General features: G+C 59.5%; 17 protein-coding genes and 1 riboswitch. Of the genes, 8 read left to right on the forward strand and 9 right to left on the reverse strand.

Annotated elements, in window-relative coordinates; translation table 11 throughout:
* Positions 1-118 precede the first annotated feature (118 nt).
* From ACWKV5_RS24880 to ACWKV5_RS24890, 3 genes are all read left to right on the forward strand, one after another.
* The gene (locus ACWKV5_RS24880) at positions 119-1,849 is read left to right on the forward strand and encodes a flavin monoamine oxidase family protein (protein ID WP_483843408.1); all 1,731 of its coding nucleotides are present in this window, start codon (positions 119-121) and stop codon (positions 1,847-1,849) included.
* A gap of 263 nt (positions 1,850-2,112) precedes the next feature.
* Positions 2,113-2,664, forward strand: coding sequence for a cytochrome b (locus tag ACWKV5_RS24885; RefSeq protein ID WP_123434698.1), 552 nt, complete (start codon positions 2,113-2,115; stop codon positions 2,662-2,664).
* Positions 2,665-2,696: 32 nt separating this feature from the next.
* The gene (locus tag ACWKV5_RS24890) at positions 2,697-3,290 is read left to right on the forward strand and encodes a YceI family protein (RefSeq protein ID WP_483843409.1); all 594 of its coding nucleotides are present in this window, start codon (positions 2,697-2,699) and stop codon (positions 3,288-3,290) included.
* Positions 3,291-3,404: 114 nt separating this feature from the next.
* Here ACWKV5_RS24890 and rhlE2 read toward each other — a convergent pair whose 3' ends face one another.
* The 4 genes from rhlE2 to ahcY all read right to left on the reverse strand — a co-directional run bounded on the left by rhlE2 (position 3,405) and on the right by ahcY (position 8,883).
* Positions 3,405-5,282, reverse strand: coding sequence for an RNA helicase RhlE2 (gene rhlE2 / locus ACWKV5_RS24895; protein ID WP_483843410.1), 1,878 nt, complete (start codon positions 5,280-5,282; stop codon positions 3,405-3,407).
* Between the two features lie 223 nt (positions 5,283-5,505).
* A complete protein-coding gene (locus ACWKV5_RS24900) occupies positions 5,506-6,321 on the reverse strand; it encodes a substrate-binding periplasmic protein (protein ID WP_483843411.1) in 816 nt (271 codons plus the stop codon).
* 124 nt (positions 6,322-6,445) lie between these two features.
* The gene (gene metF / locus ACWKV5_RS24905) at positions 6,446-7,291 is read right to left on the reverse strand and encodes a methylenetetrahydrofolate reductase [NAD(P)H] (RefSeq protein WP_483843412.1); all 846 of its coding nucleotides are present in this window, start codon (positions 7,289-7,291) and stop codon (positions 6,446-6,448) included.
* A 182-nt stretch (positions 7,292-7,473) separates the two neighbouring features.
* On the reverse strand, positions 7,474-8,883 hold the full coding sequence (gene ahcY, locus ACWKV5_RS24910) for an adenosylhomocysteinase (RefSeq protein ID WP_027926602.1): 1,410 nt from the start codon (positions 8,881-8,883) through the stop codon (positions 7,474-7,476).
* A gap of 23 nt (positions 8,884-8,906) precedes the next feature.
* Positions 8,907-9,009: riboswitch (S-adenosyl-L-homocysteine riboswitch) on the reverse strand.
* Between the two features lie 198 nt (positions 9,010-9,207).
* Here ahcY and ACWKV5_RS24915 point away from each other — a divergent pair.
* The gene (locus tag ACWKV5_RS24915) at positions 9,208-9,612 is read left to right on the forward strand and encodes an acyl-CoA thioesterase (protein WP_123434694.1); all 405 of its coding nucleotides are present in this window, start codon (positions 9,208-9,210) and stop codon (positions 9,610-9,612) included.
* A gap of 204 nt (positions 9,613-9,816) precedes the next feature.
* Positions 9,817-10,701, forward strand: a complete 885-nt coding sequence (locus ACWKV5_RS24920) for a formate/nitrite transporter family protein (RefSeq protein ID WP_483843413.1) — start codon at positions 9,817-9,819, stop codon at positions 10,699-10,701.
* Between the two features lie 115 nt (positions 10,702-10,816).
* Here ACWKV5_RS24920 and ACWKV5_RS24925 read toward each other — a convergent pair whose 3' ends face one another.
* Positions 10,817-11,986 carry an MFS transporter gene (locus ACWKV5_RS24925; RefSeq protein WP_483843414.1) on the reverse strand — a complete coding sequence of 390 codons (1,170 nt, stop codon included), beginning with the start codon at positions 11,984-11,986 and terminating at the stop codon, positions 10,817-10,819.
* A gap of 218 nt (positions 11,987-12,204) precedes the next feature.
* On the opposite strand from ACWKV5_RS24925, the gene ACWKV5_RS24930 reads away from it, so the two are divergent.
* Together ACWKV5_RS24930 and ACWKV5_RS24935 are read left to right on the forward strand one after the other, a co-directional pair.
* Entirely contained in the window at positions 12,205-13,038 is an 834-nt protein-coding gene (locus ACWKV5_RS24930; protein WP_483843415.1) for an EamA family transporter, read from the forward strand.
* A 39-nt stretch (positions 13,039-13,077) separates the two neighbouring features.
* Positions 13,078-13,461 carry an MAPEG family protein gene (locus tag ACWKV5_RS24935; protein ID WP_483843416.1) on the forward strand — a complete coding sequence of 128 codons (384 nt, stop codon included), beginning with the start codon at positions 13,078-13,080 and terminating at the stop codon, positions 13,459-13,461.
* Positions 13,462-13,606: 145 nt separating this feature from the next.
* Here ACWKV5_RS24935 and mltA read toward each other — a convergent pair whose 3' ends face one another.
* On the reverse strand, positions 13,607-14,791 hold the full coding sequence (gene mltA, locus ACWKV5_RS24940; protein WP_483843417.1) for a murein transglycosylase A: 1,185 nt from the start codon (positions 14,789-14,791) through the stop codon (positions 13,607-13,609).
* A 127-nt stretch (positions 14,792-14,918) separates the two neighbouring features.
* Here mltA and ACWKV5_RS24945 point away from each other — a divergent pair, with 127 nt between their 5' ends.
* Entirely contained in the window at positions 14,919-15,368 is a 450-nt protein-coding gene (locus tag ACWKV5_RS24945; protein WP_483843418.1) for a c-type cytochrome, read from the forward strand.
* 15 nt (positions 15,369-15,383) lie between these two features.
* On the opposite strand, the gene ACWKV5_RS24950 is transcribed toward ACWKV5_RS24945, so the two are convergent.
* From ACWKV5_RS24950 to metK, 3 genes are all read right to left on the reverse strand, one after another.
* Positions 15,384-15,779 (reverse strand): DUF1090 domain-containing protein, encoded by a 396-nt coding sequence (locus ACWKV5_RS24950; RefSeq protein ID WP_027926610.1) that lies wholly within the window; start codon positions 15,777-15,779, stop codon positions 15,384-15,386.
* 97 nt (positions 15,780-15,876) lie between these two features.
* Positions 15,877-17,550, reverse strand: coding sequence for an NAD-dependent DNA ligase LigB (gene ligB, locus ACWKV5_RS24955; RefSeq protein ID WP_483843419.1), 1,674 nt, complete (start codon positions 17,548-17,550; stop codon positions 15,877-15,879).
* Between the two features lie 263 nt (positions 17,551-17,813).
* The gene (metK, locus tag ACWKV5_RS24960) at positions 17,814-19,004 is read right to left on the reverse strand and encodes a methionine adenosyltransferase (protein ID WP_123434685.1); all 1,191 of its coding nucleotides are present in this window, start codon (positions 19,002-19,004) and stop codon (positions 17,814-17,816) included.
* Between the last annotated feature and the right edge of the window lie 11 nt (positions 19,005-19,015).

Genomic DNA, 19,015 nt, shown 5'->3' on the forward strand with positions numbered 1-19,015 from the left:
TGTATGGGGCGATAGACGTTGCTGGCGGGCGTCTGAAGCCTGACGTATCCTTCGCGGTTCCTGGAGTCGCCTGACTCATAAAACTGCTATTTCCTCATGTATTTCCGGAGTTCGCTGAATGTCTGTCGGTTGGCTGCGCGCCTGTGCGCTGGTGATGTTGGGGCTGTTCAGCGTGTCTGCGCTGGCCAAGGATAAAACCGCGATCGTGATCGGCGGCGGGCTGTCTGGCCTGACCGCGGCTTACGAGCTGCAGAACAAAGGCTGGCAGGTCACCCTGCTGGAAGCCAAACCGAGCCTGGGCGGTCGCTCCGGCATGGCCACCAGCGAGTGGATCGGCAACGACAAGACTCAACCGGTGCTGAACAAATACGTGTCGACCTTCAAGCTGAGCACCACGCCAGCCCCGGAATTCGTGCGTACCCCAAGTTATCTGATCGACGGCGAATATTTCTCCGCGGCTGATCTGGCGACCAAGCAACCGGCCACCGCCGACGCGCTCAAGCGCTACGAAAAAACCCTGGATGATCTGGCGCGCTCGATTGACGATCCGCAGAACCCGCTCGCCACCAGCACCTTGCAAACGCTGGATCAGATCAACGTCTCCAACTGGCTCGACAAGCAGAACCTGCCAGCCACTGCGCGTCAGCTGATCAATCAGCAGATTCGTTCCCGCTACGACGAGCCTTCGCGCCTGTCGCTGCTGTACTACGCGCAGCAAAGCCGTGTTTACCGTGGCACGTCCGATCGTGACCTGCGTGCTTCGCGACTGGTGGGCGGCAGCACGGTGCTGGCCCAGGCGTTCGTCAAACAGCTGAAAACCATCAAGACCAGCTCCCCGGTCTCCTCGATTACCCAGGACAAGGACGGCGTGACCGTCAAAGTCGGTTCGGTCGGTTATCAGGCTGACTACGTAGTGTTGGCAGTGCCGTTGCGAGCACTGAACAAGATCCAGATGACTCCGTCGCTGGATGCCCAGCACATGGGCGCCATCAAAGGTACCAACTACGGTTGGCGCGACCAGATCATGCTGAAGTTCAAGACGCCGGTATGGGAACCGAAGGCGCGCATGTCCGGCGAGATTTTCAGCAACACCGGCCTCGGCATGTTGTGGGTCGAGCCGGCGTTGAAGGGTGGCGCCAACGTGGTGATCAACCTGTCCGGCGACAACGCTCGGGTGATGCAGGCGTTCGGCGACAAGCAGATGGTCGATCAGGTGCTGATTCGCCTGCACGCCTTTTATCCACAAGCGCGCGGTTCGTTCACCGGTTATGAAATCCGCCGCTACAGCACCGACCCGTCGATGGGCGGCGCTTACCTGGCCTTCGGCCCGGGCCAGATCAGCAAGTACTGGCGCCTGTGGGAGCGTCCGATCCAGCGTGTAGCCTTTGCCGGCGAACACACTGACACCTTGTACCCTGGCACCCTGGAAGGCGCATTGCGCACCGGCCAGCGTGCGGCCAGTCAGGTAGAAGACCTGGCGGCGGGCAAATCGTTTGAACCGGCGAAAGTGGTGCCGGCAGCAGCGGCCGGCGCAGTGGCGGCGAAGAAAGGTAACTTCTTCAGCAACCTGTTCGGTGGTTCGGATGACGACAAGAAGGCAGAGCCGGTCAAGGCACCTGCGCCTTACACACCACCTGCGCCGGACCCAGCACCTGCTCCGGTAGTGGCACCGGTGGAAGCACCGAAGCCTGCAACGCCAGTGAAAGCCGAGCCTGCGAAAAAGGCACCGGCCAAAACCCCGGCGAAAAAACCGGCAGCCAAAAAGGCCCCGGTGAAGAAAACCGAACCGGCAAAAAAACCAGCCGCTAAACCGGCTGCAACCCCGGCAACGGAAACCAAGGCGCAGTAAGCTTCTGGACTAAAAAAACGCGGCAGAGATGCCGCGTTTTTTTATGCCTGAAGAAAATCCGGTTCTAAGCATTGAATAAACCCTGGGGCGCAGGTGTTCTTTAGTTGGGCTTCATCTTTTTTCATACAGTGGTCTTTAATCTTTCCTTAACACGCCTATTTCAAGCTCTTGATCGTATTTCTCGATATTTCAAAGCGAAATTTTCCGCTTTAATTCGATAGATAACTCGATAGTCTTGGGCCAGCACTTACAGGGACTCGGCAATGCAACTACGAAACTCTACCTCTCGCTACGGCTGGGTCAGCATCTTCATGCACTGGGGCGTAGCGCTGGCAGTGTTCGGTTTGTTCGGTCTGGGTCTGTGGATGGTCGGTCTCGGCTACTACGACCCTTGGCGCAAGGCAGGACCTGACCTGCACAAGAGCATCGGTCTGATCCTGCTGGCTGTCATGGTGTTGCGCGTGTTGTGGCGCTTTATCAGCCCACCGCCGCCAACGCTGACCAGCTACAGCCGGATGACGCGCCTTGGCGCCAAGTTCGGGCATGCGTTTTTGTATCTCTGTTTGTTCGCTGTGATGATTGCCGGTTACCTGATTTCCACCGCAGAGGGTGTCGGGATTCCGGTGTTTGACTGGTTTGAAGTGCCTGCACTGGTTTCCGGGCTACCGGACCAGGCAGATAACGCAGGTGCGATTCATCTCTACCTGGCATGGGCATTGGTAATTTTTTCCGGTCTCCATGCGTTGGCAGCATTGAAACACCACTTTATCGACCGTGATGTGACCCTGAAACGAATGCTGGGTCGCAAAGCCTGACGTTCAACTTAGCCCCTCAAGGAATACAAGACATGTTGAAAAAGACTCTCGCCGCTCTGGCAATCGGCTCCGCCCTGTTGTCCGCCAACGTAATGGCTGCTGACTACACCGTCGACAAAACTGGCCAACACGCCTTCGTCGACTTCAAGATCAGCCACCTGGGTTACAGCTACATCACCGGTACTTTCAAGGACATCGACGGCACGTTCAGCTTTGATGCTGCCAAGCCAGAAGACAGCAAGATCGAGTTCAACGTGAACACGGCGAGCGTTTTCACCAACAACGCTGAGCGTGACAAGCACATCTCCAGCAAAGACTTCCTGAAAGTGGCTGATTTCCCTAAGGCCACGTTCAAGTCCACCAGCGTTAAAACCACCGGCAAAAACGCCGACGGTAAAGTCACTGCCGACGTGACTGGCGACCTGACCATTGCGGGTGTCACCAAGCCAATCGTGGTCAAGGCCACTTTCCTGGGTGAAGGCAAGGATCCATGGGGCGGCTACCGTGCCGGCTTTGAAGGCAATTTCAGCATCAAGCGTTCTGATTTCGGCAAGATGATGGACCTGGGTCCACAGTCCGATGCAGTTGATCTGTACGTCACCTTTGAAGGTGTAAAAGCGAAGTAATTTTCGCCGCAGACACAAGAACGCCCCCGACCTTGCGGTCGGGGGCGTTTTTTGTCAGGCCAAAAAAATGCCCCGGATCGTGAGATCAGGGGCATTTTTCATGGTGGGAAAAACTTAGCGATTGCGGGTCAGCAACGCTGGTTTTTCGCCGCGTGGACGGCCTGGCAGTTGATCAAGTTGCTCGGGAGTCGGGAAACGATCGGTTTTCGACTCCTTGTGAATGATCTTCGGCGCTGGACCGCGCGGGTTCTGCACGGCTGGTTCCGAACGTGGCTGATCGTCACGGGCCGGACGACGGTTGCGGCCTTCTTCGCGACGGGCCTGACCGTCACGTGGCGCACCGCTGCGTGGACCGCTGCGCTTGGCCGGCGGGGTGCCGGTGGTGGCGCCGTCGCTGCTGCGTGGACCGCTTTGGCGACCCTGAGGCTTGCCGCCGGTGCGCGGAGCTCCTGCGCCAGCCGTCGTGCCTTGTGCCGGAGCACCCGGACGGCGACCACGGCCCTGAGCCGGTTTGGCTTGAGGGACGTAATCAACGCGGTTACCGAAGTTATCGATATCGTCGTCCAGGAACTCGTCTGGAGCACGGTCAGCCGCGGCAGCGCGTGGCGCCGGACGCGGTTGCTCGCGCGCCGGGGTGCCTTCGCGTGGCTTGTGTTCACGGGCCGGACGATCGCCACGACCAGTAGCAGCAGGTTTTTCTTTGCCGCCCTTGTCTTTGCCTTTGTCCTTGCGACCGCCGCCACCACCGGTGCCGTTCGGACCGTCGCCGCGTGGGCCACGTGGGTTGCGCGGGTTACGCACATCCGGACGCTCGCGAACTTCAGGCTTCTCGGCTTCTACAGCGCTGGAGTCGAAGCCCATCAGGTTGCCGTCGGCAATCTTCTGCTTGGTCATGCGCTCAATGCTTTTCAGCAGCTTCTCTTCGTCCGGCGCGACCAGCGAGATCGCCTCGCCCGAACGACCGGCACGGCCAGTACGGCCGATACGGTGCACATAGTCTTCGTCGACGTTTGGCAGTTCGAAGTTGACCACGTGTGGCAACTGGTCGATGTCCAGGCCGCGAGCGGCGATGTCGGTAGCAACCAGAATGCGCACTTCACCGGCCTTGAAGTCGGCTAGGGCTTTGGTGCGGGCGTTCTGGCTCTTGTTGCCGTGGATCGCGACGGCGCTGAGGCCGTGTTTGTCCAGGTACTCGGCCAGGCGGTTGGCGCCGTGCTTGGTGCGGGTGAACACCAGCACCTGTTCCCAGGCGCCTGCGGTGATCAAGTGCGCCAGCAGCGAACGCTTGTGGTTGGCTGGCAGGCGGAATACGCGCTGTTCGATACGCTCGACCGTGGTGTTCGGCGGCGTGACTTCGATGCGTTCCGGGTTGTGCAGCAACTTGCCGGCGAGGTCGGTGATGTCCTTGGAGAACGTCGCCGAGAACAGCAGGTTCTGCCGTTTGGCCGGCAGGCGGGCCAGGACCTTCTTCACGTCATGGACGAACCCCATGTCGAGCATGCGGTCGGCTTCGTCCAGCACGAGGATTTCCACGTGGGACAAATCGACGCTGCCTTGGCCGGCGAGGTCGAGCAGGCGGCCAGGGCAGGCCACCAGCACGTCAACACCGCGGGACATGGCCTGAACCTGCGGGTTCATGCCGACGCCGCCGAAGATGCAGGCGCTGACGAACTTCAGGTCACGGGCATAGACCTTGAAGCTCTCGTGGACCTGGGCTGCGAGTTCGCGAGTAGGGGTCAGGACCAGGACGCGCGGTTGGCGCGGGCCGTGACGCTGGGATTTGTCCGGGTGACCGTTAGGGAACAACCGCTCCAGGATCGGAAGGGCGAAGCCACCGGTTTTACCAGTACCTGTCTGAGCCGCGACCATCAGGTCGCGACCTTGCAACACGGCGGGAATGGCCCGCTGTTGCACCGGAGTAGGCTCGGTATAGCCCGCTGCCTCGATGGCGCGGACTAAAGCCTCGGAGAGACCGAGGGAAGCAAAGGACATGAGTAATCCTGTTTTAGTTAGGGCTTGGCCCAATGGGAGTCTTGCCTGGCGCGAATGGCGTTTATGAGGAACGCAATCCCGTCCGGTCCTGCTGGGCCTTGAAAGCTCGTCTGGAGCGCTCGCGCGGGCTGAAGAGCTGCGCTGTAGCGGGGTCGAGATGCCTTGAACAAGTCCGAGCGTCCGGGCGTGAGCCTGGCGGGAAGGCCGGAGTATAACAGAGCAATCACTGCGCGCCGCTTTCCTGCTGCTCAACGGTTTTTACGGTGGCCGAGGTAGCGGTAGCGGCTTTCACATCGGCGCCCGGATCGGCGCCGTAACGGGCGCTCAACTCCGCGTAGGCGGGCTCGCGCTTGAAACGCTTGAGTTCGGCACCGAAACGCTGCACCAGCAGGTCCATGCCGGCATTTTTGCGTACCGCCAGAAACTGGCTCTGGTGGCTGATAACGGTCGGGTTTTCAGTGATGCTGCCGCGGATACCCAATTCATCGAGCAAGTGCTGGCCGACCCGGCGATCCGTGATCAGCAGGTCGATCCGTCCGCGTACCAGCTTGCCGAAGTTGGCTTCATGGGTCGGCGCCGGTTCACGGGTGAACAGGGTGGAGTCGCTGAAATCCTTGCTGTAGAGGTAGCCCGGCGAGGTGCCGATGGTCAGGCCTTTCAGGTCGTCGAGGGTGCGAAACGGATGAGGTTTGTCATTGGCGTAGAACATCACGAATTCGACTTCCGAGAGCGGCTCCACGGGGTAGAGCAGGGTCGCGTCACGCTCATCGCTGTGGAAAATGTCCAGCGCGCCGTCCGCCTGCCCGGTTTCGAGCATCGACAGACAGCGTTTCCACGGCAGGAACTGCCAGTCCACTTCGATCCCCAGGCGTTTGAAGACAATGGCCGTGGTTTCGTAATCCAGTCCCAAGGCCTTACCGTTTTCCTCATAGACGTAAGGCGCCCACGGTTCGGTGACAATGCGTAGCTTCTCGCCCCGGGCGGCGAAGCTCAGGCAAGTAAAAAGCAGCACGGTCAGACATTGCGAAATCAGGGTCATGGCTTGAGATTACGACGAGAAATCATAAAGAGCCAGAAACTGGATCCAGAAGCTCTGGCACAAGGCATATTCCATAAAAAAGGCCCTGGATTTCGCCAGAGCCTTTTCAGGGTTTTGCACTGTTTCAGCGCGGCAACTTCAGGTTGTTCCACACCGCCAGGCTCGCTTCAGCCTGATTCAGTGTGTAGAAGTGCAGGCCGGGTGCGCCACCTTGCAGCAGGCGTTCGCACATTTCGGTGATGACTTGCTCACCAAAGCCTTGAATGCTTTGGGTGTCGTCGCCGTAGGCTTCCAGCTGTTTACGGATCCAGCGCGGGATTTCTGCGCCGCAGGCGTCAGAGAAACGCGCCAGTTTGCTGTAGTTGGTGATCGGCATGATCCCCGGCACGATCGGGATGTTCACACCCGCGGCCCGTACACGCTCGACGAAGTAGAAGTAGCTGTCGGCGTTGAAGAAGTACTGGGTGATCGCGCTGTCGGCGCCAGCGTTGGCCTTGCGCACAAAGTTGGCGATATCGTCTTCGAAGTTGCGAGCTTGCGGGTGCATTTCCGGGTAAGCGGCGACTTCGATGTGGAAATGATCGCCGGTCTCTTCACGAATGAATTCGACCAGGTCATTGGCGTGGCGCATTTCGCCGCTGGCCATGCCCATGCCCGAAGGCAGGTCACCGCGCAAGGCAACGATACGCTTGATGCCGGCAGCCTTGTACTGGGCCAACAGGCCGCGCAAGTCGTCCTTGCTGTCGCCTACGCAAGACAAGTGCGGGGCGGCAGGGACTTTGACTTCGCTTTCGAGCTGCAACACGGTGTTGAGGGTGCGATCACGGGTCGAACCGCCAGCGCCATAGGTGCAGGAGAAGAAATCGGGGTTATACGTGGCCAGCTGACGGGCAGTGGCGAGCAGCTTTTCATGCCCAGCGTCGGTCTTCGTAGGGAAGAACTCGAAGCTGTAGCGACGGTCTTGGGACATGGTCATATCCTTTAAAACGCGTAAGCCTGTGGGGCTGGTTTGTCCGCAATCGCCAGCAAGCCGGCTCCTACAGGGTTTGTTTCGTACACGTTACCCGCGTACGACCGCTCCCCTGTAGGAGCCGGCTTGCTGGCGATGCAGGCAACGCGGTGTATCAGAACACCGCTATTGCCGTCAGCGAATCAGTAGCGGTAAGCGTGCGGCTTGAACGGACCTTCAACGGTCACGCCGATGTAGTCGGCCTGGGTCTTGGTCAGTTGAGTCACAACGCCGCCGAAACCGCGGACCATTTCCAGGGCCACTTCTTCGTCGAGTTTCTTCGGCAGTACTTCAACCGTCAGGCGCTCGGCTTTCTGGGCTGGCGACAGGTCGGCGTACTTCTGGCCGAACAGGAAGATCTGCGCCAGAACCTGGTTGGCGAACGAACCGTCCATGATGCGGCTTGGGTGACCGGTAGCGTTACCCAGGTTAACCAGACGGCCTTCGGCCAGCAGGATCAGGTAGTCATCGTTCTGAGCGTCGAAAGCGCCCGGGCCGGTGCGGTGGATTTTGTGAACCTGTGGCTTCACTTCTTCCCACGCCCAGTTTTTGCGCATGAAAGCGGTGTCGATTTCGTTGTCGAAGTGACCGATGTTGCAGACAACAGCGCGCTTCTTCAGGGCTTTGAGCATGTTCGAGTCGCAAACATTGACGTTACCGGTGGTGGTCACGATCAGGTCGATCTTGCCCAGCAGCGCTTTGTCGATGCTTGCTTCGGTGCCGTCGTTGATGCCGTCGATGAACGGCGAAACCAGCTCGTAGCCGTCCATGCAGGCTTGCATGGCGCAGATCGGGTCAACTTCGGAGACTTTAACGATCATGCCTTCCTGACGCAGGGACTGAGCGGAGCCCTTGCCCACGTCACCGTAACCGATGACCAGCGCTTGCTTGCCGGACAGCAGGTGGTCGGTACCGCGCTTGATCGCGTCGTTCAGGCTGTGACGGCAGCCGTACTTGTTGTCGTTCTTGGACTTGGTTACCGAGTCGTTGACGTTGATGGCCGGGATTTTCAGCTCGCCCTTGGCCAGCATGTCCAGCAGGCGGTGAACGCCGGTGGTGGTTTCTTCGGTCACGCCGTGGACGCGGTCCAGAACCTGTGGGTACTTGTCGTGCAGCAGCTGAGTCAGGTCGCCGCCGTCGTCGAGGATCATGTTGGCATCCCAAGGCGCGCCATCTTTGAGGATGGTTTGCTCCAGGCACCACTCGTACTCTTCTTCAGTCTCGCCTTTCCAGGCGAAAACCGGGATGCCGGCAGCAGCGATAGCGGCAGCGGCCTGGTCTTGAGTCGAGAAAATGTTGCAGGACGACCAACGTACTTCGGCACCCAGGGCAACCAGGGTTTCGATCAGCACGGCAGTCTGAATGGTCATGTGGATGCAGCCGAGGATTTTCGCGCCTTTGAGCGGCTGCTCACCAACGTATTTACGGCGCAGACCCATCAGGGCAGGCATTTCGGATTCGGCGATGATGGTTTCGCGACGGCCCCAGGCAGCCAGGGACATGTCGGCCACTTTGTAATCGTTAAAATCTGCAGGCGTGATAACAGCGCTCATGATGAGCCTCCATTCGTAATGTATGCGAATGGGCGCCGTTGTGCGTTTAGTGTCTGGTCGATAACGACCAAGCAACGCCCCATCCGAGCCTGACAGGTCGAACCTGCTGCAGCGCCCCTCGGACAGGTGGCGGGAAAACGGTATCAATGGAACGTTACCGTTTTGAAACGGTGGCGATTATAGCCGTGTGAGCGATACTTCCAAAGCGTTTATGTGGGGCAATGTCTGAACGGTAATCGAGACCATAGTCTATGCGTAATAGAGCTCTCGGCCGGGCTCTGCCATGATGCCCCCCATCATTTCGCAAGACGCTCAGGAGTGAATATGAATTTCCACACCCGCAAATGGGTAAAACCTGAAGACCTCAACCCCAACGGCACGCTGTTCGGCGGCAGCCTGTTGCGCTGGATCGACGAAGAAGCGGCAATCTATGCCATCGTTCAGCTGGGCAACCAGCGCGTTGTCACCAAGTACATTTCCGAAATCAACTTCGTCAGCGCCTCGCGCCAGGGCGACATCATCGAGCTGGGCATTACCGCCACCGAGTTTGGTCGCACGTCAATCAGCCTGACCTGCGAAGTGCGCAACAAGATCACCCGCAAAAGCATCCTGACGGTCGAGAAAATGGTGTTCGTCAACCTGGGCGAAGACGGCTTGCCGGCGCCGCACGGGCGTACCGAGATCAAGTACGTCAAAGACCAGTTTCAGGATGATGTCGCCAGCGAGTGACATCGGTGGTGCGGCCTTCGCGAGCAGGCTCGCTCCCACATAGATATTCAGTGAACACAGCATTTGTGATCGACAGGGATCCAGTGTGGGAGCGAGCCTGCTCGCGAAGGCGGCACCGCCGTCAATGATGATTTGACTGACTACTGAACAGCGCCGAACCACGCGTGTCGTACCTACATGACACACCACCGGTTCAGGAACGCTATGGACACCCCAAAAGACGGCAAGACCCCGAACCTCTCGGCTGAAGAACAGCACGACGTCGACAAAAACCAGCCGCCTCGTGCGGCGGTACTGCACGAAATCATCCGCACCCAGGGCGACCAGGAGCTCGAGCGCAGCATCGCTGCGTTGTGGTGGTCGGCTCTGGCCGCAGGCCTGACCATGGGCTTGTCGCTGATGGCCATGGGGTTGCTCAACTCACGGCTGCCGGACGGTGAGCACTTCAAGGTGATCGCCAGTTTTGGCTACTGCGCCGGTTTTCTTGCAGTGATCCTCGCCCGCCAGCAGTTGTTCACCGAAAACACCCTGACCGCCGTGTTGCCGGTCATGACCAAACCCACACTGAACAACTTCGGTCGATTACTGCGGCTGTGGACCGTGGTGCTGGGGGGCAACCTGTGCGGCACGTTGCTCGTGGCCTACGTGATGCTGAACCTGCCGATTTTCGATACGAAGACCGACGTGGCCTTCCTCGAAATCGGCCGCAAAGTCATGGAAAACCACGCCAGCCAGATGTTCGCCAAGGGCATCGTCTCGGGCTGGATGATTGCCACCATGGTCTGGATGATTCCGTCCATGGAGAGCGCGAAGATGTGGATCATCATCCTCATCACCTACCTCATGGCGCTGGGTGATTTCACCCACATCGTGGTCGGCTCGGCCGAAGTGTCGTACCTGGTGTTTGCCGGCGAGTTGCCGTGGAAGGATTTCTGGCTGGTGTTCGCCGGCCCGACGTTGGCGGGGAATATCATCGGCGGCAGCTGCATCTTTGCCTTGATCAGTCATGCGCAGATTCGCAGCGAGAGCGGGCCGCCGAAGAAGAGTGCGGATCAGGTAGCGGATTCACGCGAGCGCGAAGAGAAGTAACGGCAGGTACACCGCGTCAGCTTCTTCGCGAGCAGGCTCGCTCCCACAGGGAAGGACTCGGTTCATGTGGGAGTGAGCCTGCTCGCGAAAGCTATTTCAGCAGCAAAGCACTCAATCAGCCGGACACATTCACCGCAGCCGCACCACGACGCTGCAGATAAATAAAGAACAACGCCGTCAGCACCGTCAAACCACTGACCAGCGCACCCGTCCACGGCAAGTCCGCCAGGTCGGCGCCACTGGCAACCACCAGCCCACCAATCCACGCGCCCGCGGCGTTGCCCAGGTTGAACGCGCTCTGATTCAGCGTCGAGCCGAGGTTGGGCGCTTCGTGTGCCTGATCGATGATCAGCAGTTGCAGGATCGGGCACAGGGCGAACGCGAAGATCCCCCACAGCACCAGCGTGATCGCCGCCGGAATCACCGAATGGCTGGTCTGCGAGAACGCCGCCAGCACCACCACTACAGCCAGCGCCATGCCCACCAGCGAAGGCAGTAAACGACTGTCTGCCAGTCGACCGCCGAGCATGCTTCCTGCAGTCAAACCCACGCCAAACAACAACAGCATAATCGTCACGCCATGCGGACTGACGCCGGTGATGTCCTGCAGGATTGGCGCAATGTAAGTGAACACGCTGAACAGACTGGTCGACGCCAGCACGCTCATGCCCAGCGCCAGCAACACATTGACCTTGCCCAGCACCTTGAACTCGCTGGCCAGATTGGCCTTGTCCATGGCGATGTGGTTCGGCAGCCAGAGCCATTGCGCGATGGCGGCAATCACGCCAATCACCGAGACCGCCCAGAAGGTCGAGCGCCAGCCGGCGTACTGTCCGAGCGCGGTGCCCAATGGCACGCCCAGCACATTGGCCAGCGTCAGGCCGGTGAACATCATCGCAATGGCTTGCGCCCGTTTGTTCGGCGCGACCAGCCCGGCCGCGACCACCGAACCGATGCCGAAAAACGCACCGTGGCACAACGCAGTGACCACGCGAGCCGCCATCAGGGTGGCGTAGTTCGGCGCCAAGGCACACAGGACATTGCCGAGGATGAACATCAGCGTCATCCCCAGTAACGTCGCCTTGCGCGGCATGTTGGCGGTGCCAATCGCAAGAATCGGCGCGCCGAACACCACGCCCAGGGCGTAGCCGGTGATCAGCAGGCCAGCGTGTGGAATGCTGACGGCGAGGTCGCGAGCGACGTCGGGCAGCAGGCCCATGATGACGAATTCAGTGGTGCCGATGCCGAACGCGGCAACAGCGAGGGCAAGCAAGGCGAGTGGCATGCGCAAGGTCTCTGTCGGTAGTCTTGACGCTGTGATCAGGCATACGCATGCCGACGACCGTTCTCGGGGAGAGCGGGCATGGACAGAAATTATTGGAATTAGTCTGTGCGCAACTGAGTGCGGCGTGGTCGCTTGCAGTATAAACAGCTGCCGACATATCACGAATCAAATATCTGGGCGCTTTTTGCGCCGGGAACAAAAAAATAAAGGAGTGTGCCGTGCTTGCAACAGCACTGGTGTTAGTCGCGGCGCTGTTGCATGCGGCGTGGAATACCCTGATCAAATTCAGTGCGGAGCGCTTGTTGGTGGTGGCCTGCATGGACAGCGTGGCGATGTTGTTTGTCGCCGTGATGTTGCCGTTTGTGAACGTGCCGCCCATTGAAATCTGGCCGTGGATCCTGGCCTCGGCGGTGTTCGAATTGCTGTATCGCTATCTGCTGATTCAGGCCTATCGGGTCGGTGACCTGGGGCTGGTCTATCCGTTGATGCGCGGGTTGTCGCCGTTGGTGGTGCTGGCCCTGACCCTGATCTTTGCCGGGGAAGTGCTGACGAATCAGCAGATCTTCGGAATCCTGCTGATCCCGTTCGGCATGCTGTGCCTGCTGTGGCAGGGCGGTGGCGGCGCACGTTTGCCGTGGTCGATGCTGCCGGTGGTGGCGCTGATCGGTCTGTGCATTGGCTGCTACACCTTCATCGACGGCCAGGCGTTGCGGCGCTGGTCACACCCGCTCGATTATCTGGTCTGGGTCACGTTGCTCAGTGCCTGGCCATTTCCGTTGCTGGCGCTGGTGCGCAAGCGGCCGGCATTCAAGCTGTTTTGGCGGGAGCAATGGCGGCTGGGGTTGGCGGTCGGGTTTTGCGTGTTGTTCAGCTACGCTTTGGTGCTGTGGGCCATGCAGCTGGGCTCGATCGCCGAAGCGGCGGCGTTGCGTGAGATCAGCGTGATCTTGGTGGTGTTGTTCGGCATGCGCTACCTGAAAGAACCTTTCGGGCGGCCACGGCTCTTAGCCTGTGGGCTGGTGCTGATCGGCATCCTGGTGATGAAGTTTTAACCGAAACCCGAATTTCCAAACTGAAGAAAGGACTGCTTTATGACAGTTGCGCTGTGGTGCATTTTGATCGCGATTTTCCTGCCCTATGTCTGCACGGCGATTGCCAAGGCCAGTGGCGGGTATGGGCTGAAGGACAACCATGATCCCCGGGATTTTCTCGAGTCACTTAATGGTTTGGGTCGACGCGCGCATGCTGCGCAACTGAACAGTTTTGAAGTGACCCCGGCGTTCGCGGCAGCGGTGATCGTGGCGCACCTGGCCGGCAATGCCGAGTTGGTAACGATCAATGTGCTGTCGGTGTTGTTCATCACCAGCCGGTTGCTGTACATCATTTGCTACCTGGCGGATTGGGCGGTATTGCGGTCGTTGGTGTGGTTTGTGGGGATGGGGTTGATTGTGAGTTTCTTTGTGGTTTCGGTCTGATAGAGCTTTGGTAGTTTTGCCGACCCCTTCGCGAGCAGGCTCGCTCCCACACTGGACTGTGTTCGGTCACACATTTTGTATTCACCGAAGATCCGCTGTGGGAGCGAGCCTGCTCGCGAAAGCTATCTATTAGCCACTGTAGAAGTCAGGGGGCAGTGTTCGCCGCATCAGCCACCTGAGGCACCTGCGGCAACGCCGCACCTTTAGGCCACAACATCCAGATCTGCCCCTGCTGCTTCATATCCCCGGCCAATTGCCCGGCCGCCTCGCCTGTGCCCCAGAACAGATCCGCACGCACTTCGCCAGCAATCGCGCCGCCGGTATCTTGAGCGGCCACTGGACGAACCAGTGCAGTGCCATCCGGTTTGGTGGTCGATAACCACAACAGACTGCCGAGCGGAATCACTTTGCGGTCAACCGCTGCGCTATAGCCGGCAGTGAGCGGCACGTTCAACGAGCCGCGCGGCCCTTCGTTGCTATCCGGGTTACGGGTGAAAAACACATAGCTGGGGTTGCTGCCGAGCAGCTCGGGAATCCGCGTCGGGTTGGCCTTGGCCCAATTGCTGATCGCGCCCATGGTCACGTCTTCTTTCTTCAGCTCGCCTTGCTCCACCAGCCAGCGGCCGATAGGCCGGTACGGGTGGCCGTTCTGGTCGGCGTAAGCGATGCGCAGCTGCTGACCGCTATCGAGCTGAATCCGCCCTGAGCCCTGGATTTGCAGGAATTGCAGGTTCATCGGGTCAGTCAGCCAGGCCACCACCGGGGCCTTGACCCCTTTGGTCTCAATGGTTGCCGCATCGTCATAGGGCTTGAGCACTCGCCCTTCCAGTCGACCGCGCAGGCGTTTGCCCTTGAGTTCCGGGTAGAGGCTGTCCAGCGAGACGATGATCATGTCTTCGGGCACGCCGTACACCGGGATGTTCGCCGCTGTGGTTTGCGTCAGGCTGCCGGGGTAGACCGGTTCGTAATAGCCGGTGATCAAGCCGTTGGGGTTGTCATTGGCGGCACGGAGGCCGTAGACGTCCAGGTTCTGTTTCAGGAAGGCGCGAATATCCGTGGCGGTTTGCGGCACGTTGGCGGAGGCGGTGCAGGTCGCGCCCCAGACCGGGTCGGCCTTGAGTCGATTGCACGCGCTGCGCCACGAACCGAAGCCGGCGACCAGATCGCTGTCGGACACCGCCGGCAGTGCTTCCCAAGTGGCGCTGGAATAGGTGGCCAGTGCGTGGGTTTTTGGTTTGTTGTTATCGCCGCCGGTGCAGCCGGCGAGAACGGCCACCATTGGAAGAGTCCACGCGAGGTGGTGACGCCATGCCTTGAAACGGCTGTTCATGGAGTAATTCCTTTGCCGGTCGCCTGAGTGCTCCATGCGCTCAAACAACCCGTATTGATAATAGGGCTATTGGTCTTTGTCGATGACGCGAGGATACTGGCCGCCGTTCCCGTGACCTGAAGCCACCATGACTCTTAAAAGACTTTCTGTTGTATTGCTGGCCTGCCTGACGTTGTCCGCTTGCGGCGGCGTCGACCCGAATTCGCCGCTGGGTCAACGCAAGGCGATCTTCAAACAGATGCTCAAGACCGGCGAAGACCTGGGCGGCATGCTGCGTGGCCGCATTCCGTTCGATGGTCAGAAATTCGCCGACGGCGCCGTAAAACTCGATGCGCTGTCCCATGAGCCGTGGAAACATTTTCCGCAGGTGCGCGAAGAAGATCACACCAGCGCCAAGGACACTGTCTGGCAACAGCAGGCACGTTTTCAGGAACTGTCCCGCAACCTTGAAGCCGCCACCGGTGAATTGGTGATCGCCAGCCAGGTTCAACCTTACAAGGCCAGCAACCTGGGGCCGGCGGTGCAGAAAGTCGAAGATGCCTGCAGTGCTTGCCATAAACAGTTTCGGGATCATTGAGTCCTGAACTGACTTTTACTTATCCAGCTCGTCGAGCGCGTCCTGCAATTCCTTGCGGGACTCGGCGAGTTTGTCTTTGCGTTTGTTGATCTTGTCGGGGTCGCCTTTTTTCATGGCGCTGTCGAGGTCGGCCTGGCGTTTGCTGACTTCATGCTTGGCGTCGAGGACTTTGTTTTCCCGTTCTTTCTTCAGCGAGGCGTCGGTGCAATGCGCCGTGACTTCGCTCAAGGCGGTTTCCAGGCCAGCTTGCTGATCGGCGTTGCCGTGTGACTTGGCCAGTTCGATCTGGTTGATGATGCCCTGCTTCTTGGCAGCGCAGCCGGTCAGTTCCGGGGCTTCTTCAGCCGCCATCAGTGGAGCGGCCAGCACGCTGCAAAGGGTCAACAGGGCGAGCGGTGAAAGAAATTTCATAAAAGCTCCATGTACAAAGGCAAGCAGGTCAGTGTGGCGATGGGCGTTTGAGCGCATCTGCCTCTGGGGGTTCCCGGCTGCAGTGGATTGCCGGTCTCTAGAAACCGTCAATCCCGGCAACCCGTAATGTTTCACTCAAGGCCAGGACCTGCGGGTCGCGAAAAAACGCGCTCAATTGCGCCGCGCGTCCCGGGCCGATACCGGCTTCAGCCTGCCATTGTTCGGTGTTTCGGTTCGCCAGTGCCTGCCATGAGTCGGCAAGCTGCGCCTGCCCCGTCGGTGGTAAACCCAAGGCTTTCAGCCAACGACTGAAGGGGCGCTGTCGAGCACTGTTGAAACTGTTTAAAAGACGAGCACTGCTGCGTTCGCCGAAGCCGTTAATGGTAGCAAGCTCTTGAGCGTCGAAGGTCAACCAATCCAGAAGGCTGTTCAGACGGCCTGTTTCTAAAAGTTTCTCCCAGGTGCCGGGGCCAACATGAGGCAAGGCCAGCCCCTGCTTGCCGCTGAGCCACGCCAGTCGTGCGAGGAATTGGCTTTCACATCCCGGCGTCGGCTGCCAGCAACTCAAATGATGGTAATCGGCCGTCAGCGGAATCTTCAGCTCGGGGCGTTCGGTGCTGCGATGCACAACGCTGTCGAGTCTGGGAATGGTCAGTCCGGCCAGGCTGATGGACACCTGATCGCCGGGGCGGATGTCCAGTTTCTCCCAGCGCTGCAGGGAGCTGACGCTCACGCGTTTGATCTGCCGGTCATCGAGTGTCACCGGTTTCAGGTTCAGTACCGGTGTAATTCGTCCGGTGCGCCCGACCTTGAAGTCGACTGTTCGCACCTCGGCCAGTACCTGTGCGAAAGGGTATTTCCAGGCGATGGCCCAGTGGGGTGATTTCGCTCGCCAACGTTGCGCCGAAGGTCGCTGGCTTTGGCGCAGGACAACACCGTCAGTGGCAAATGGGAGCGGCGAGCGATACCAGTGATCACGCCAGCGTTGCGCATCGGCCATTGTCCTGACCGGTTGGCTGTAGGGCAAAGTGCTAGGGAACCCCAACTTATCCAGAGCCGCTATTCGCTCGGGCAAATTCGTCGGGCCTTGGGGCCAGTCCCAGACAAACAATCCGATACCGGCGGCTTGTTCAGGAGCGAGCACCTTGCGCGTCATCAGACCGGCCACGGTGGAACGGGCATTTTGGCTTCCGGCCATGGCTTGTACGTGGTCGATCAGCTGCCGATAGAGTTCGCCTTGCACCAGCATGTCCACAGGTTGCGCGAGTTGTCGGGGGATGCCAGGAATCAGGCGCGCCGAGGCCGTCCAGTCCTGGCCATTAATGCCATCGCCACGGCTGATTGCCTGATGCAGGAGGCCGTTGCGATAGGCCAGTGTCACGGCCACCCCATCGACCTTGGGTTGTATCCAGATGTCCTTGCGATCACTCAGCCAGCTTTCCACCGCCTGGCCATCGGGGAGTTTGTCGAGGCCGGTGTGGGCAATGGGGTGGGTGATCTTGCCAGCGGCCGTGCGCAAGGGTTCGGGCGTGAGAGCCAAGCCAAAGCATTCGCGCCATTCGATTAATTGTGCGCGGGACTGATCGTAGATTTCGTCGGCGACCAATGAGCGTCCACCCCGGTGGTAGTCGTCGTCCCACACGTCGATTTGATGTTGCAGGGCGGTGATTTCGTCGAGGGCGCGGGAGGGTGACCAGTCGGGGCACTCGGCTGCTTTTGAGTTCAGGCAAAACCAGGTCAGGAAGACAGCGGAAAACAGGCGCAGAAGCATCGTGAGCGTCCTTGCTCAGGTGGGGTGCTTGAAGGCTAGTCAAAATTTTCGGGCGGGAAGGGTGGGTGTTTTGCCTGGTGTTTCAGGTGTGACTGGACGGGCCTCTTCGCGAGCAGGCTCGCTCCCACATTAGATCTGTGGCGTGCACAAAACCCTGTGGGAGCGAGCCTGCTCGCGAAGGGCGCGCCACGGTCCAAAGTGAAACCCAATAAAAAACCCCGCACGGCGAACCGTGCAGGGCTTTTGGTACCGCCGGGGAAGTCTTACAAACCGGCAGCCAGACGCAGGTCGTCGGCGCGGTCGGTTTTTTCCCAGGTGAACGTGGTGAAGGTGTCTTCGCCCACGGTCTTGGTCGCCGGGGTGCGACCGAAGTGGCCGTACGCTGCGGTTTCCTGGTACATCGGGTGCAGCAGGTCGAGCATGGTGGTGATTGCGTATGGACGCAGGTCGAACACTTCGCGAACCAGTTTGACGATTTTGTCGTCGCTGATTTTGCCGGTGCCGAAGGTGTTCAACGAGATCGACGTAGGCTGGGCAACACCAATCGCGTAGGAAACCTGAATCTCGCAGCGCTCGGCCAGGCCGGCCGCCACGATGTTCTTGGCCACGTAACGACCGGCGTAGGCAGCCGAACGGTCAACCTTCGATGGATCTTTACCGGAGAACGCGCCGCCACCATGGCGAGCCATGCCGCCGTAGCTGTCGACGATGATCTTGCGACCGGTCAGGCCGCAGTCGCCAACCGGGCCACCGATGATGAACTGGCCAGTCGGGTTGATGTGGAACTGGGTGTCTTTGGTCAGCAGTTCGGCAGGCAGTACGTGCTTGACGATCAGCTCCATCACGCCTTCGCGCAGGTCTTTGTACGACACTTCAGGGTTGTGCTGGGTCGACAGAACAACGGCGTCGATACCAACAACCTTGCCGCCTTCGTAACGGCAAGTCACTTGCGACTTGGCGTCCGGGCGCAGCCAAGGCAGCAGGCCGGATTTACGGGCTTCGGCTTGGCGCTGAACCAGCTGGTGCGAGAAGGTGATCGGTGCTGGCATCAGCACGTCGGTTTCGTTGCTCGCGTAGCCGAACATCAGGCCTTGGTCGCCGGCACCCTGATCTTCAGGCTTGGCACGGTCAACACCCTGGTTGATGTCTGGGGACTGCTTGCCGATGATGTTCATCACACCGCAAGTGGCGCCGTCGAAGCCGACATCGGAGCTGTTGTAGCCGATGTCCAGAATCACGTTACGCACGATTTCTTCCAGATCGACCCAGGCCGACGTGGTCACTTCACCGGCGATGATTGCAACGCCGGTCTTTACCAGAGTCTCGCACGCCACACGGGCGAACTTGTCTTCAGCAATGATGGCGTCCAGCACCGCATCGGAAATCTGGTCGGCGATTTTGTCCGGATGTCCTTCAGACACGGACTCGGAGGTGAAGAGGGAGTATTCGCTCATCTCGATGTTTT

Source organism: Pseudomonas oplopanacis, from assembly GCF_057128725.1.

Bases quoted from the DNA above. Each gene is read 5' to 3' on its own strand.
- ligB (WP_483843419.1), bottom strand. From the start codon at position 17,550: ATGCTTCTGCGCCTGTTTTCCGCTGTCTTCCTGACCTGGTTTTGCCTG.
- ACWKV5_RS24900 (WP_483843411.1), bottom strand. From the start codon at position 6,321: ATGACCCTGATTTCGCAATGTCTGACCGTGCTGCTTTTTACTTGCCTG.
- ACWKV5_RS24920 (WP_483843413.1), top strand. From the start codon at position 9,817: ATGGACACCCCAAAAGACGGCAAGACCCCGAACCTCTCGGCTGAAGAA.
- metF (WP_483843412.1), bottom strand. From the start codon at position 7,291: ATGTCCCAAGACCGTCGCTACAGCTTCGAGTTCTTCCCTACGAAGACC.
- ACWKV5_RS24885 (WP_123434698.1), top strand. From the start codon at position 2,113: ATGCAACTACGAAACTCTACCTCTCGCTACGGCTGGGTCAGCATCTTC.
- ACWKV5_RS24945 (WP_483843418.1), top strand. From the start codon at position 14,919: ATGACTCTTAAAAGACTTTCTGTTGTATTGCTGGCCTGCCTGACGTTG.
- ACWKV5_RS24935 (WP_483843416.1), top strand. From the start codon at position 13,078: ATGACAGTTGCGCTGTGGTGCATTTTGATCGCGATTTTCCTGCCCTAT.
- ACWKV5_RS24925 (WP_483843414.1), bottom strand. From the start codon at position 11,986: ATGCCACTCGCCTTGCTTGCCCTCGCTGTTGCCGCGTTCGGCATCGGC.
- ACWKV5_RS24915 (WP_123434694.1), top strand. From the start codon at position 9,208: ATGAATTTCCACACCCGCAAATGGGTAAAACCTGAAGACCTCAACCCC.
- rhlE2 (WP_483843410.1), bottom strand. From the start codon at position 5,282: ATGTCCTTTGCTTCCCTCGGTCTCTCCGAGGCTTTAGTCCGCGCCATC.
- ahcY (WP_027926602.1), bottom strand. From the start codon at position 8,883: ATGAGCGCTGTTATCACGCCTGCAGATTTTAACGATTACAAAGTGGCC.
- ACWKV5_RS24880 (WP_483843408.1), top strand. From the start codon at position 119: ATGTCTGTCGGTTGGCTGCGCGCCTGTGCGCTGGTGATGTTGGGGCTG.
- ACWKV5_RS24950 (WP_027926610.1), bottom strand. From the start codon at position 15,779: ATGAAATTTCTTTCACCGCTCGCCCTGTTGACCCTTTGCAGCGTGCTG.
- mltA (WP_483843417.1), bottom strand. From the start codon at position 14,791: ATGAACAGCCGTTTCAAGGCATGGCGTCACCACCTCGCGTGGACTCTT.
- metK (WP_123434685.1), bottom strand. From the start codon at position 19,004: ATGAGCGAATACTCCCTCTTCACCTCCGAGTCCGTGTCTGAAGGACAT.
- ACWKV5_RS24890 (WP_483843409.1), top strand. From the start codon at position 2,697: ATGTTGAAAAAGACTCTCGCCGCTCTGGCAATCGGCTCCGCCCTGTTG.